We start from the raw sequence: 13567 nt of genomic DNA on the forward strand, positions 1-13567 counted from the left end.
CGGATAACGCGAACCATGAATACGGCGGATGCCAAGCGCATTCTCGAAACCGCCTTGATCTGTTCGACCCAGCCGTTGCCGGTGCGCGAATTGCGCGTGCTGTTCGACGATGAGCTGGGTGGCGACACCATCAAGACGCTGTTGCTCGAGCTGCAGGAAGACTGGTCGCAGCGCGGCCTGGAACTGGTGAGCGTGGCCAGCGGGTGGCGCTTCCAGAGCCGGCCCGAGCTGCGCGATCATCTCGATCGCCTGCACCCCGAGAAGCCGCCGCGCTACACGCGCGCGGCGCTCGAAACGCTGGCCATCATTGCCTATCGGCAGCCGGTCACCCGCGGCGACATGGAAGACATCCGCGGCGTCACCATCAATTCGCTGATCCTCAAGCAGCTCGAGGACCGCAACTGGGTCGAAGTCATCGGCCACCGCGAGACGGTCGGCCGCCCCGCGCTCTATGCGACCACGCGCCAGTTCCTCGACGACCTCGGCCTGGCGTCGCTCGACCAACTGCCCGTGATCGAAACGCCGGCGCAACAGGGCGCGCTGATCGACGCGCTCGATCAGGCGGCCGGGTCCGACCAGCCGGCCTTGCTGATCGACGAACCCGGGACGCAGGCCGAGGCCGAGACCGATGCGCAGGCCGAGCCCGAGCTCGAGCCATCCTCCCCTGTCGACGACGAACCCGCGCCCGACGAGGCAACACCCACCGCCGTTCCTTCCGGAAACCCATCATGAGCCCCTCCGAACCTGACGAAGCCGGCGCGATGCCCGCCGTACCCGCTCCCGAAGACGAGGCGGCCGTTCCTGCTCAGGCGGCAGAAAGCCCGACCGAAGCGCTGACGCAGGACCCGTCCGAGGCACCTCGCAAACGCCGGCCGCGCCAGCGCAAGCCCGCGGCGGATGCGATCGCCGACGAGCCGCCGGCGGACGAGGCGCCTGCACCCGCCGCGCAGGAGCCCGTTGTCGCCGCGGCCCCCGCGGTCGCGCAGGATGCGGGCGGCCATGACCAGCGCGATGACGACGAGGAAGAAGAAGAGGAGCCCGACGAAGAGGAGGATGACCTCGACCGCGCCCGCCGGGCCGCCGAAAAGGAGCAGCGCAACGCACCGCCGCCCGAGCCGATCCGTTTCGCCGATGTCATCTCCGGCCAGTTCGACGCCGACGAGGAAAGCCCGGACGTGCCGGCGATCAAGCGCGTGCTGCTGCCGGAGGCCGATTCGCCCAAGCTGCACAAGGTGCTGGCCCAGGCCGGCCTGGGCTCGCGGCTCGAGATGGAGCAGCTCATCCTGCAGGGGCGCATCTCGGTCAACAACGAGCCGGCGCACATCGGCCAGCGCATCCAGTACGGCGACCAGGTGAAGATCAACGGCAAGCCGATCCGCTTTCGCATCGCACCGCCGCCGGCGCGCGTGATCGCTTATCACAAGCCGGTCGGCGAGGTCGTGACGCACGACGACCCGCAGAACCGCCCGACCGTATTTCGCAAGCTGCCGCGCCTGCAGCAGGGCAAATGGCAATCGGTCGGCCGTCTCGACCTGAATACCGAAGGCCTGCTGCTCTTCACCAGCTCCGGCGAACTCGCCAACCAGCTGATGCATCCGCGCTTCGGGCTGGAGCGCGAATACGCGGTGCGGGTGCTCGGCGCGCTCAGCAGCGAAGAGAAGCAGCACCTGCTCGACGGCGTGCGGCTCGACGACGGCATGGCACAGTTCGGCTCGATCGAGGAGGGCGGCGGCGAAGGCTCGAACTGCTGGTACCGCGTCACGATCTCCGAAGGCCGCAACCGCGAGGTGCGGCGCATGCTCGAATCGGTCGGCCATGCGGTGAGCCGCCTGATCCGCATTCGCTACGGCGCGATGGTGCTGCCGCGCGGCCTCAAACGCGGCGCCTGGATGGAGCTGGACGAGCGCGACATCCGCGCGCTGTTCGAGGCCGCGGGTTCCGGTGAGCGTGCACCGCGCTCCGGCATGGGCCCGAAGGGGCAGGGGCCTGGCCAGGACGGCGGTGGCCGGAACAACCGCAATCGCAAGCGGCGCGGCAATCGCAATGGCGGCGGAGGTGGCGGTGGCGGTCCGCGCGACGACATGCGCGAGCCGCCGATTCCGAATCCGCTGGGCGGCGGCCAGGGCGTGCGCGGCGATCGCGGCCGCAGCGGCGGCAACGCCGGCGGCCCGCCCCAGGGCCGCCGCAACAACCGCAACGACCGGCAGGGCGGCAATCGCCAGGGCGAAGACCGTCCGCCGAGCGGCGCCAACCAGCCCGATCCGATGAAGACCTCGCTCGGGTACATTGGCGCCGACAGCTTCTCGCGCCAGCGCAAGGAGCAGCGGCAGGGCCCGCGTCGCGGCGGGGGCGGCGGCGGCAATTTCGGCGGGCCGAGCGGCGGACGTCGCCGCGGCCGCTGAAAACGGGCCGGCGCCGCGGTTTTTCGTCGGCTCGTCACGGGCCGTGCTGACCGCGCCGGTTAAAATCAGAGGCTTTGTCAGGCAGGCGCGAGCGGCGCGGCGTGACGCAGCCACATCCAGATCCAAGTTCTCAGGAAATCACTTCAATGGCCATCGAACGTACCCTCTCCATCATCAAGCCCGACGCCGTGGCGAAGAACGTCATCGGCAAGATCGTCTCCCGCTTCGAAGCGGCCGGCCTCAAGGTCGTGGCCGCCAAGCTGGTGCATCTGTCGCGCAATGAAGCCGAGCAGTTCTATGCGGTCCACAAGGCGCGTCCCTTCTTCAAGGACCTGGTCGAGTTCATGATCTCCGGCCCGGTCTTCGTGCAGGTGCTCGAAGGCGAAGACGCCATCACCAAGAACCGCGACCTGATGGGCGCCACCGATCCCAAGAAGGCCGCCGCCGGCACCATCCGCGCCGACTTCGCCGACAGCATCGATGCAAACGCGGTGCATGGCTCTGACGCCCCGGAAACCGCGCAGAACGAAGTCGCCTTCTTCTTCGCCGGCCTCAACGTCTACGCACGATAAATGGCACACCCCCAGGCTGCGCGCACTTCGTGTCGCTTCTCCAACCCCCTTGCAGGGGGCAATACCTGCGGCCCGGCGAAGCCGGTTCCGCGGTATTTCTGGAAGGGCATGCGCTCGCCCGCAACCTGGGTTTGACAATGACCACCACCAACCTGCTCGAATTCGATCTCGACGGGTTGGCCGCGTTCTGCGAAAGGCTGGGCGAAAAGCGCTTCCGCGCGACGCAGCTGTTCCGCTGGATCCACCAGCGAGGTGCCGGCGATTTCACGCAGATGACCGATCTGGCCAAGTCGCTGCGCGAGAAGCTCGCGACCACGGCGCGCATCGAGCCGCTGCCGGTCATCACCCAGCATGCGTCGGCCGACGGCACGATCAAGTGGCTGTTCGACGTCGGTGACGGCAACGCCGTCGAGGCGGTGTTCATTCCCGAGGACGATCGCGGTACGCTGTGCGTGTCCTCGCAGGCCGGGTGCGCCGTCGGCTGCCGGTTCTGCTCGACCGGTCACCAGGGCTTCAGCCGCAACCTCACGACCGGCGAGATCGTCGCCCAGCTGTGGTTCGCCGAGCACTTCCTGCGCAAGCACCTGCAGCGCGACGAGCGCGTGATCTCCAATGTCGTGATGATGGGCATGGGTGAGCCGCTGCAGAACTACGCCGCTCTCGTGCCGGCGCTGCGCACCATGCTCGACGACAACGCCTACGGGCTGTCGCGCAGGCGTGTGACGGTGTCGACTTCCGGCGTGGTGCCGATGATCGACCGCCTGGGCGCGGACTGCCCGGTGGCACTGGCCGTGTCGCTGCACGCGCCCAACGACGCGCTGCGCGACGACCTGGTGCCGCTCAATCGCAAGTACCCCATCGCCGAATTGCTCGAGGCCTGCAAGCGCTATCTTGCGCATGCGCCGCGCGACTTCATCACCTTCGAGTACTGCATGCTCGACGGCGTCAACGACCAGCCCGAGCATGCGCGCCAGCTGGTCGAGCTTGTGCGCTCGCAGGGCATGTCCTGCAAGTTCAACCTGATCCCGTTCAATCCCTTCCCGGCCTCCGGCTTGCTGCGCTCGCCGCAGGCCCGCGTGCTCGCCTTCGCCAAGGTGCTGAGCGAGGCCGGCATCGTGACCACCGTGCGCAAGACGCGCGGCGACGACATCGATGCGGCCTGCGGTCAACTGGCCGGCGATGTGAAGGACCGCACGCATGCCGCCCAGCGCATGGCGCAGCGGCGTACCGTTGTTCTGCATCCGGCCCGCAAGGCGGCCACCAGCCCACCCACTGCCCAGGAGCGATGAAGCGATGAGCCATGCCTTTCCGATCGTGCACAAGCTGTGGATGCGGGTCCTTTTCGGCCTGGCCGCGGCGGTGCTGCTGGCGGGCTGCGCCAACAAGGCCGGCACCGTCGGCAGCACGGCGGGCAATGGTGCCGACATCGTGACCGACTCCGACGAGACCGCCGGCCGCAAGCGCGCCAAGCTGCGCATGGAACTCGCGATCGGCTACTTCCAGGCCGGCGAGACGAAGGTGGCGCTCGACGAGATCAAACAGGCGCTGGCGGCCGACCCGACTTTCCCCGATGCCTACAACCTGCGCGGCCTGGTCTACATGCGGCTCGACGACGCGGGCCTGGCCGAAGACAGCTTTCGCCGCGCCATCGCGCTCAATCCGCGCGACCCCAACGTGCTGCACAACTACGGCTGGCTGCTGTGCCAGCAGAACCGCTACGCCGATGCGCAGGCGCAGTTCTCGGCGGCGCTGGCGATCCCGACCTACGGCGAGCGCGCCAAGACGTTCATGACCCAGGGCGTGTGCCAGATGAAGGCCGGCCAGCGCCCCGAGGCGGAGCGCAGTCTCACGCAGGCCTACGAGCTCGATGCCGGCAATCCGGTGATCGGCTTCAACCTGGCCGTGCTGTTGGCGCAACGCGAGGAATGGGCACGTGCGCAGTTCTACATTCGCCGTGTCAACAATGGCCCCTCGGCCAATGCCGAGACGCTCTGGCTGGGCATCAAGGTCGAGCGCCACCTCAACAACCGCGACGCCGCCGCGCAACTCGCAAGCCAGCTGCAGCGCCGTTTCCCCGAATCGCGGGAGGCGAGTGCGTACGAGCGCGGAAACTTCAATGAGTGAGCGGATCAGCGAGTTCGGCACCTCCGCCTCGGTGCCGCTGGGCGGCCCCGACACCGCGCACATGACGGCCGGCGACATGCTGCGCGAGGCGCGCGAAGCGCATGGCCTGCACATCGACATGGTGGCGGCGGCGCTGAAGGTGTCGACGCAGAAGCTGGCTGCCCTCGAGGCCGACGACATCGATGCGCTGCCGGACCCTGTGTTTGCGCGCGCACTCGCGGCCAGCGTATGCCGTGCGCTGCGGATCGATCCCGCGCCGGTGCTGGCCAAGCTGCCGGGCGCGCCGCGCGCCGGCCTGGCGGATGCCGATCGCACCATCAGCAGGAGCCTGCGTTCCAACGTGCCGCGCTCGGGCAATGGCGGGCAGGGCCTGCCTTCGCGCGCCCTGCTGGGCGTGGTGGTTCTGCTGCTGGCCGGGGCGGCCGTGCTGTTCTGGCTACCGCAATCGGTGTTCGACCAGATCGGTGCCTCGTTCTCCCATCTGATGTCGCGCAACGACGCGGCGCAGCCCGCCCCGGCCGTGGAGCCCACGGCCGCGCCGGCGCCTGACGGCGGCGCTGTCGAGACGGTGCAGCCCGCGCCGCCGGCGGCGCCCGCACCGCAGGCCGCGGCTTCCGCAGCTGCGCCTGTTGCCGCAGCGGCGGTTGCGCCTGCGGCCGTCGGCAGCAACGTGATCGTCTTCACGGCGCGCGAAGATTCCTGGATCACCGTGAGCGAGGCCGGGGGCAAGCCGCTGCTGAGGCGCACGGTCAAGGGCGGCGAGACGGTGGGCGTGACGGGCAGCTTGCCGCTCGCGGTGGTGGTCGGCCGGGCATCGGTCGTCGACGTGCAGGTGCGTGGCAAGCCCTACGACCTGGCGCCGCTCACGCATTCCGGCGGCGTCGCACGCTTCGAGGTCAAACCATGACAGACACCGACACTACCGGCACCCTCGGCTGCCTGCCGATCGAGTCCGCGGCACCGAAGGCGCGCCGCTCACGCCAGGCCAGCGTGGTCTGGGGCGCGCGCACCGTGACGGTCGGCGGCGACGCGCCGGTGCGCGTGCAGTCGATGACCAACACGGACACGGTCGATGCGATCGGCACCGCGATCCAGGTCAAGGAACTGGCGATCGCCGGCTCGGAGATGGTGCGCATCACCGTCAACACGCCCGAAGCCGCCGCGCAGGTGCCCTACATCCGCGAGCAGCTCGACCGCATGGGCATCGACGTGCCGCTGATCGGCGATTTCCACTACAACGGCCACCGCCTGCTCACCGACCATCCGGCCTGCGCCGAGGCGCTCAGCAAGTACCGCATCAATCCCGGCAACGTCGGCAAGGGCGACAAGCACGACCGCCAGTTCGGCCAGATGATCGACGTCGCCATGCGATGGGACAAGCCCGTGCGCATCGGCGTCAACTGGGGCAGCCTCGACCAGGAGCTGCTGGCCAGCCTGATGGACATCAACAGCCGCCGCGCCGAGCCCTGGGATGCGAAGCAGGTGATGTACGAGGCGCTGGTCAGCTCGGCCATCGATTCCGCGAAGCTCGCCGAATCGATGGGCATGAAGGGCCACCAGATCATCCTCAGCTGCAAGGTCAGCGGCGTGCAGGACCTGATCTCGGTCTACCGCGAACTCGCGAAGCGCTGCGACTACACCCTGCACCTGGGCCTCACCGAAGCGGGCATGGGCACCAAGGGCACGGTGGCCTCGGCCACGGCGCTGTCGATCCTGCTGCAGGAAGGCATCGGCGACACGATTCGCGTCTCGCTCACGCCGCAGCCCGGCGAGTCGCGCACGCAGGAAGTGCTGATCGCCAACGAGATCCTGCAGGCGCTCGGCCTGCGCGTGTTCGTGCCCAGCGTCACTGCATGCCCCGGCTGCGGCCGCACGACCAGCACCACCTTCCAGGAACTGGCCAAGCAGATCGACGACTACCTGCGCCTGCAGATGCCGGTCTGGCGCAGCAAGTACCCCGGCGTCGAGACGATGAAGGTGGCCGTGATGGGCTGCATCGTCAATGGTCCCGGCGAAAGCAAGCATGCCGACATCGGCATCAGCCTGCCCGGCACGGGCGAGGCGCCGGCCGCGCCGGTCTTCATCGACGGCGAGAAGGCGCTCACGCTGCGTGGCGACAACATCGCCAACGAGTTCCATCAACTGGTCGAAAACTACATCGAAAAGCGCTTCGGCAGTGCACCCGCCGTGCAAGCTGCCTGAGCTTCCTACCCATGGCTGACAAACTGAATGCCGTCAAAGGCATGAACGACACCTTGCCGCCGGAATCGGCGCGCTGGGAATGGCTCGAGGGCATCGTGCGCGAGCTGATGGCGCGCTATGCCTTTCGCAATGTCCGCACGCCGATCCTCGAGCACACGGCGCTGTTCGTGCGCGGCATCGGCGAGGTCACGGACATCGTCGAGAAGGAGATGTACTCCTTCCAGGACCGCTCGGACAAATACGGCGACAACGACCATCTGACGCTGCGCCCCGAGAACACCGCCGGCATCGTGCGCGCCGCGATCGAGCACAACATGCTCTACGACGGCGGCAAGCGCCTGTGGGCGATCGGGCCGATGTTCCGGCGCGAGAAGCCGCAGCGCGGGCGCTTCCGCCAGTTCCACCAGATCGACGTCGAGGCGCTGGGCTTCGCCGGGCCGGACGTCGACGCCGAACTGGTCCTGCTGGCCAATGCCCTGTGGAAGGCCATCGGCCTCACCGACGTGCGGCTGGAGATCAACAGCCTGGGCCAACCGGCCGAGCGCGCGCAGCATCGTGCACAGCTGATTGCGCACTTCGAGGCGCACGCCGACCAGCTCGACGAGGACGCCAAACGCCGGCTGCACAGCAATCCGCTGCGCATCCTCGACACCAAGAACCCGGCGATGAAGGGGCTGGTGGAGTCGGCGCCGAAGCTGATCGACTTCCTCGGCGCCGAGTCGCTCGCGCACTTCGACGGGCTGAAGGCCATCCTCGACGCCAACGGCATCGCCTACACCGTCAACCCGCGCCTGGTGCGTGGCCTCGACTACTACAACCTCAGCGTCTTCGAATTCGTGACCGATCGGTTGGGCTCGCAGGGCACGGTGTGCGCTGGCGGGCGCTACGACGGCCTCTTCGAACAGCTCGGCGGCAAGCCCGCGCCCGCGGTGGGCTGGGCCATCGGCGTGGAGCGCGTGCTCGAACTCGTCAAGGAGCAGGGCACGCCAGTGCCGCTGCCGGTGCCCGACGCCTACGCGGTGGTGCCCGATGCCGCTGCGATGCCGCTCGCGCTGCGCACGCTGCAGCAACTGCGCGACGCCGGCGTGCGGGTGCAGATGCATGCCGCCACGGCTGACGGCCTGGGCAGCTTCAAGTCGCAGTTCAAGAAGGCCGATGCCAGCGGTGCCGCGCATGCGCTGGTCTTCGGTGCCGACGAACTTGCGCGCGGCGAGGTCACGGTCAAGGCGCTGCGCGACGGCAGCGGCACGCAGACGACGCGCCCGCTGGCCGATCCGGCCGCGTGGGCCGCCACCCTACAATCTTCGGCTCCCAACGACTGACAGCGCATGGCCACCCCTCTCGATCTCGAAGAACAGGAACAGCTCGACCAGCTCAAGCATTTCTGGAACACCTACGGCAACCTGATCACCTGGACCGTGTTGCTCGTGGCCGGTGCCTTCGTGGCCTGGAACGGCTGGCAGTACCTGCAGCGCAACAAGGCCGCGCAGGCCTCGGCGCTCTACGACGAGGTCGAACGCAGCGCGCAGTCGGGCGATCCGGCGCGCATCGAGCGAGCGCTGACCGAGATGAAGGACCGCTTCGCCGGCACGGCCTACGCGCAGCAGGCCGGCCTGCTGGCCGCGAAGACGCTGCACGAGAAGGGCAAGAACGACGAGTCGCGCGCTGCGCTCGCCTGGGTGGCCGAGCATGCGGTCGACCCGGGCTATCAAGCCGTCGCGAAGCTTCGGCTCGCGGCCGAGCTGCTCGATGCCAAGTCCTACGATGAGGCGCTGAAGCAGCTCTCGGGCGAGATGCCCAAGGAGTTCGATGCGCTGGTGGCCGACCGCAAGGGCGACATCTACCTGGCCGAGGGCAAGCGCGATGAGGCCAAGGCCGAATACCAGAAGGCCTGGAGCGCCTTCGATCCCCGCACCGACTACCGCCGCCTGGTCGAGATCAAGCTCAATGCCGTCGGCGTCGACCCGAAGAGCCTGACGCCGGCTGCTGTCCCTTCGCCATCCTCCGCTTCAGCTCCCGCTTCAGCCAAGACCGCACCATGAACTTCAAGCGTTTCGCGTCTCTCGTGCCCCCTCTGCGCGCCGGTGCAGCCCTGGCCCTGGTTGCCGCGCTCGCAGCCTGCTCGGGCACGCCCAAGCCGAAGCCGGCCGAACTGCCTGCCAACGTCCCGCTGCTCGGCATCCGCCAGGCGTGGAACATCCGCATCCCGGCGGTGAGCTTTCCGCTCTCGACCGATGTCAGCGGCGACATGGTCAGCGTCGGCGCCAGCGACGGTACCGTGGTCATGATCGATGCGCGTTCGGGACAGGAATCGTGGCGCGCCAATGCGGGCGCGCCGCTGGCCGCCGGCGTCGGCAGCGATGGTTCGCTGATCGCCGCCGTCACCACCGCCAACGAGGTCGTCGCGCTGCAGGGCGGCAAGGTGCTCTGGCGGCAGAAGCTCACGGCGCAGGCCTACACCCCGCCGCTGGTCGCCGGCCGGCGCGTCTTCGTGCAGACGGCCGACCGCACCACCAGCGCATGGGACGGCCAGACCGGCCGCCGCATCTGGTCGCAGCAGCGCACGCCCGAGAACCTGGTGCTGAAAAAGCCGGGCCCGCTGTTCGCCTTCGGCGACACACTGGTCACCGGCGTGGGCGGACGGCTGGTCGGCATCAATCCGGCCAACGGCTCGTCGCGCTGGGAGTCGCCCATCGCCGCGCCGCGCGGCACCAACGACATCGAGCGCCTGGTGGATCTGACCGGCAGCGTGAGCCGCGTCGGCGACAGCCTCTGCGCGCGGGCCTACTACGCGAACGTCGGCTGCGTCGACGGTTCTCGCGGCACGCTGGTCTGGAGCAAGCCGGCCGTCGGCGCCGAGGGCGTGAGCGGCGACGACCGCTTCGTCTACGGCACCGAGGAAGACGGCAGCGTGGTGGCCTGGCGCCGCAGCGACGGCGAGCGCGCCTGGCAGACCGAGCTCTTCAAGTACCGCGTCCTGACCGCACCGCTCGCGGTCGGCCGCTCGCTGATCATCGGCGACAGCACCGGCCTCGTGCACCTGCTCTCGCGCGACGATGGCAAGCCGCTGAACCGCATCACGCCCGACGGCTCGGCGATTGCCGCGGCACCGGTCTTGGCCGGCAACACGGTCGTCATCGTCACGCGCAACGGCGGCGTCTTCGGCTACCGCCCGGAATGACCGTGAAAGGACGCCTTCGATGAAGCCGGTCATCGCGCTGGTCGGGCGTCCCAACGTCGGCAAGTCGACCCTGTTCAACCGGCTCACGCAGACGCGCGACGCCATCGTCGCTGATTTCGCGGGGCTCACGCGCGATCGCCATTACGGCAATGGCCGTCAGGGCCGGCACGAGTTCATCGTGATCGACACCGGCGGCTTCGAGCCCGACGCCGGCAGCGGCATCTTCAAGGAGATGGCCAAGCAGACGCGGCAGGCCGTGGCCGAGGCCGACGTGGTGGTTTTCGTGGTCGACGCGCGCGAAGGCCTGTCCGCGCAGGACCACGACATCGCCAACGAGCTGCGCCGGCTCGGCAAGCCCTGCGTGCTGGTGGCCAACAAGGCCGAAGGCATGCACGACGGCACGAAGCTGGTCGACTTCTACGAACTCGGCTTCGGCGAGGTGCACGGCATCTCGGCGGCACACGGGCAGGGCATTCGCGATCTGGTCCAGCTTGCGCTTGAGCCGCTGAACCTGCCCGAGCCCGACGACGAAGCCGACGAAGAGGATGTCAACAAGCCGATCAAGCTGGCGGTCGCAGGCCGCCCGAACGTCGGCAAGTCGACGCTGATCAACACCTGGCTCGGCGAGGAACGCCTGGTCGCTTTCGATCTGCCCGGCACCACGCGCGATGCGATCACCGTGCCTTTCGAGCGCAACGGCCAGCGTTTCGAGCTGATCGACACGGCGGGGCTGCGGCGCCGCGGCAAGGTGTTCGAAGCGATCGAGAAGTTCTCCGTGGTCAAGACGCTGCAGGCCATCGAGTCGGCGAACGTCGTGCTGCTGCTGCTCGACGCCACGCAGGGCGTGACCGACCAGGACGCGCACATCGCGGGCTACATCCTCGAAAGCGGCCGCGCGGTGGTGATCGCGATCAACAAGTGGGATGCGGTCGACAGCTACCAGCGCGAGCAGATCCAGCGCCAGATCGAAACGCGGCTGCCTTTCCTCAAGTTCGCCGCGCTGCATTTCATCTCGGCCATCAAGCGCCAGGGCTTGGGCCCCGTATGGCAGGCCATCGCGCAGGCCCACAAGTCCGCCACGCGCAAGATGTCGACGCCCGTGCTCACGCGCCTGCTGCTGGAGGCGGTGCAGTTCCAGGCGCCCAAGAAGTCCGGCATGTTCCGGCCGAAGCTGCGCTATGCGCACCAGGGCGGCATGAACCCGCCGGTGATCGTGATCCACGGCAACTCGCTGGAGCACGTCACCGATGCTTACAAGCGATTCCTCGAAGGACGCTTCCGCAAGGAGTTCGATCTGGTCGGCACGCCGCTGCGCATCGAGCTCAAGACCTCGCACAACCCCTACGCCGGCAAGGACGACCGCGGCTGAACGCCAGCGGGCCATGCGCTGACAACGCACTGAATGGGCGCGCGGCTTGGCTTCCAATGACGGCCGATGACTCGCGCCTGCGGCTCAAGTTCCGTCTTTTAAGTGCCGTTATTTTTGGAAGGCCATTGGCCTTTGTTGCTGCAGCGCGGAAACCCTGTGTTAAGGTGACCGGTCCAACAACTACTCTTGAACACGGAGAATATCGTGAGCAATAAAGGGCAACTTCTACAAGACCCCTTTCTGAACACCTTGCGTCGCGAGCACGTGCCGGTTTCGATCTATCTGGTCAACGGCATCAAGCTGCAAGGCCAGATCGAGTCGTTCGACCAGTACGTCGTGTTGCTTCGCAATACGGTGACACAGATGGTCTACAAGCATGCCATCTCCACCATCGTGCCAGGGCGGGCCGTCAACTTCTCGGCTGCCGAGAGCGACGACGCAGCCGCGTGAACGGCACGGAGCGCGGCGGTTCGTCCGCCGCGCTTTTTCCATCCTGATCCCGTTTGTCTGAACTGATTCCCCGGAAAGACGGCGCCGTCGTTCTCGTCGGCGTTGATTTCGGGTTGCCGCATTTCGACGGCGAGCTCGAAGAGCTCGGCCTGCTCGCGCAAACGGCAGGCCTCGAGCCGGTCGCCCGCCTCGTGTGCAAGCGCCGTGCGCCCGACGCCGCGCTGTTCGTCGGCAGCGGCAAGGCCGAAGAGATCCGCGAGCTGGCCGAACTGCATCGCGCCAGCGAAGTCATCTTCGACCAGGCGCTGAGCCCGGCGCAGCAGCGCAACCTCGAGCGCCAGCTTGGGGTGGCGGTGTACGACCGCACCTTCCTCATCCTCGAGATCTTCGCCCAGCGCGCGCGCTCGCACGAAGGCAAGCTGCAGGTCGAGTTGGCTCGGCTGCAGTACCTCAGCACGCGCCTCGTGCGGCGCTGGTCCCACCTGGAGCGCCAGCGCGGCGGCATCGGCACGCGCGGGGGGCCCGGCGAAACGCAGATCGAACTCGACCGGCGCATGATCGGCGAGTCCATCAAGCGCACGCGCGAGCGGCTCGTCAAGGTGCAGCGCCAGCGCGGCACGCAGCGCCGCCAGCGCGAACGGCGCGATACCTTCAACATCTCGCTGGTCGGCTACACCAATGCCGGCAAGTCTTCCCTGTTCAATGCGCTGGTCAAGGCGCGCGCCTATGCGGCCGACCAATTGTTCGCGACGCTCGACACCACCACGCGCCACCTGTACCTCGGCGACGCGACCCGCAAGGTCTCGATCTCCGACACGGTCGGCTTCATTCGCGAGCTGCCGCACGGCCTGGTGGATGCGTTCAAGGCTACGCTGCAGGAAGCGGTCGATGCCGACCTGCTGCTGCACGTGGTGGACGTGTCCAACCCTCACCATCCTGAACAGATGGCCGAAGTGCAGGCGGTGCTGAAGGAGATCGGCGCCGACACCGTGCCCCAACTGCTGGTATTCAACAAGCTCGATGCACTTGAAAGTACGCGCAAGCCCCTGCATCTGAGCGACGAGATGGACATCGATGGCGTGCAGGTGCCCCGGATCTTCGTGAGCGCGCATACCGGCGAGGGCGTCCCGGCGCTCCGGGCCGAGCTCGCACAGCGATCGCGTCCTGCGGACGAATCGGCCATGACCCCAGAACCGGCCCCCGAATTGCACGAGGCCCCTCACTGATTGGGCACAATCACCTCACTGACGAGAGAACAGAACGAATG

Annotated in this window: 13 protein-coding genes; all 13 read left to right on the top strand. The window is 67.9% G+C overall.

What is annotated here, in order from left to right:
* The first annotated feature begins 15 nt into the window (after positions 1-15).
* The 13 genes from scpB to hflX all read left to right on the top strand — a co-directional run bounded on the left by scpB (position 16) and on the right by hflX (position 13526).
* Entirely contained in the window at positions 16-732 is a 717-nt protein-coding gene (gene scpB, locus E5P2_RS09700) for an SMC-Scp complex subunit ScpB (protein WP_162592228.1), read from the top strand.
* Positions 729-2402, top strand: a complete 1674-nt coding sequence (locus E5P2_RS09705) for a pseudouridine synthase (RefSeq protein ID WP_162566886.1) — start codon at positions 729-731, stop codon at positions 2400-2402. Before scpB ends, E5P2_RS09705 begins: the two co-directional genes overlap by 4 nt.
* Before the next feature lie 146 nt (positions 2403-2548).
* Entirely contained in the window at positions 2549-2974 is a 426-nt protein-coding gene (gene ndk, locus E5P2_RS09710) for a nucleoside-diphosphate kinase (protein WP_162566887.1), read from the top strand.
* A 137-nt stretch (positions 2975-3111) separates the two neighbouring features.
* A complete protein-coding gene (gene rlmN / locus E5P2_RS09715) occupies positions 3112-4263 on the top strand; it encodes a 23S rRNA (adenine(2503)-C(2))-methyltransferase RlmN (RefSeq protein ID WP_162566888.1) in 1152 nt (383 codons plus the stop codon).
* Between the two features lie 4 nt (positions 4264-4267).
* Complete coding sequence (pilW, locus tag E5P2_RS09720; protein WP_162566889.1) at positions 4268-5098, top strand: type IV pilus biogenesis/stability protein PilW; 831 nt, start codon at positions 4268-4270, stop codon at positions 5096-5098.
* Positions 5091-6005: a helix-turn-helix domain-containing protein gene (locus E5P2_RS09725; RefSeq protein ID WP_162566890.1), complete on the top strand. Its 915-nt coding sequence runs from the start codon at positions 5091-5093 to the stop codon at positions 6003-6005. Before pilW ends, E5P2_RS09725 begins: the two co-directional genes overlap by 8 nt.
* Positions 6002-7300, top strand: coding sequence for a flavodoxin-dependent (E)-4-hydroxy-3-methylbut-2-enyl-diphosphate synthase (ispG, locus tag E5P2_RS09730; protein WP_162566891.1), 1299 nt, complete (start codon positions 6002-6004; stop codon positions 7298-7300). The genes E5P2_RS09725 and ispG overlap by 4 nt, the downstream gene beginning before the upstream one ends.
* A gap of 11 nt (positions 7301-7311) precedes the next feature.
* On the top strand, positions 7312-8622 hold the full coding sequence (hisS, locus tag E5P2_RS09735) for a histidine--tRNA ligase (protein WP_162566892.1): 1311 nt from the start codon (positions 7312-7314) through the stop codon (positions 8620-8622).
* Positions 8623-8628: 6 nt separating this feature from the next.
* Positions 8629-9342, top strand: coding sequence for a YfgM family protein (locus tag E5P2_RS09740; RefSeq protein ID WP_162566893.1), 714 nt, complete (start codon positions 8629-8631; stop codon positions 9340-9342).
* Complete coding sequence (bamB, locus tag E5P2_RS09745) at positions 9339-10481, top strand: outer membrane protein assembly factor BamB (RefSeq protein ID WP_162566894.1); 1143 nt, start codon at positions 9339-9341, stop codon at positions 10479-10481. The genes E5P2_RS09740 and bamB overlap by 4 nt, the downstream gene beginning before the upstream one ends.
* Positions 10482-10500: 19 nt before the next feature.
* On the top strand, positions 10501-11850 hold the full coding sequence (gene der / locus E5P2_RS09750; protein ID WP_162566895.1) for a ribosome biogenesis GTPase Der: 1350 nt from the start codon (positions 10501-10503) through the stop codon (positions 11848-11850).
* Positions 11851-12054: 204 nt separating this feature from the next.
* A complete protein-coding gene (gene hfq, locus E5P2_RS09755) occupies positions 12055-12300 on the top strand; it encodes an RNA chaperone Hfq (RefSeq protein ID WP_162566896.1) in 246 nt (81 codons plus the stop codon).
* 53 nt (positions 12301-12353) lie between these two features.
* Entirely contained in the window at positions 12354-13526 is a 1173-nt protein-coding gene (hflX, locus tag E5P2_RS09760) for a GTPase HflX (protein ID WP_162566897.1), read from the top strand.
* The last annotated feature ends 41 nt before the right edge of the window (positions 13527-13567 follow it).

The organism is Variovorax sp. SRS16, assembly GCF_901827165.1.
Taxonomy (GTDB): Bacteria; Pseudomonadota; Gammaproteobacteria; order Burkholderiales; family Burkholderiaceae_C; genus Variovorax.

Excerpts from the sequence above, each read along its gene's own strand:
- scpB (WP_162592228.1), top strand. The coding sequence starts at position 16 with ATGAATACGGCGGATGCCAAGCGCATTCTCGAAACCGCCTTGATCTGT.
- E5P2_RS09705 (WP_162566886.1), top strand. The coding sequence starts at position 729 with ATGAGCCCCTCCGAACCTGACGAAGCCGGCGCGATGCCCGCCGTACCC.
- ndk (WP_162566887.1), top strand. The coding sequence starts at position 2,549 with ATGGCCATCGAACGTACCCTCTCCATCATCAAGCCCGACGCCGTGGCG.
- rlmN (WP_162566888.1), top strand. The coding sequence starts at position 3,112 with ATGACCACCACCAACCTGCTCGAATTCGATCTCGACGGGTTGGCCGCG.
- pilW (WP_162566889.1), top strand. The coding sequence starts at position 4,268 with ATGAGCCATGCCTTTCCGATCGTGCACAAGCTGTGGATGCGGGTCCTT.
- E5P2_RS09725 (WP_162566890.1), top strand. The coding sequence starts at position 5,091 with ATGAGTGAGCGGATCAGCGAGTTCGGCACCTCCGCCTCGGTGCCGCTG.
- ispG (WP_162566891.1), top strand. The coding sequence starts at position 6,002 with ATGACAGACACCGACACTACCGGCACCCTCGGCTGCCTGCCGATCGAG.
- hisS (WP_162566892.1), top strand. The coding sequence starts at position 7,312 with ATGGCTGACAAACTGAATGCCGTCAAAGGCATGAACGACACCTTGCCG.
- E5P2_RS09740 (WP_162566893.1), top strand. The coding sequence starts at position 8,629 with ATGGCCACCCCTCTCGATCTCGAAGAACAGGAACAGCTCGACCAGCTC.
- bamB (WP_162566894.1), top strand. The coding sequence starts at position 9,339 with ATGAACTTCAAGCGTTTCGCGTCTCTCGTGCCCCCTCTGCGCGCCGGT.
- der (WP_162566895.1), top strand. The coding sequence starts at position 10,501 with ATGAAGCCGGTCATCGCGCTGGTCGGGCGTCCCAACGTCGGCAAGTCG.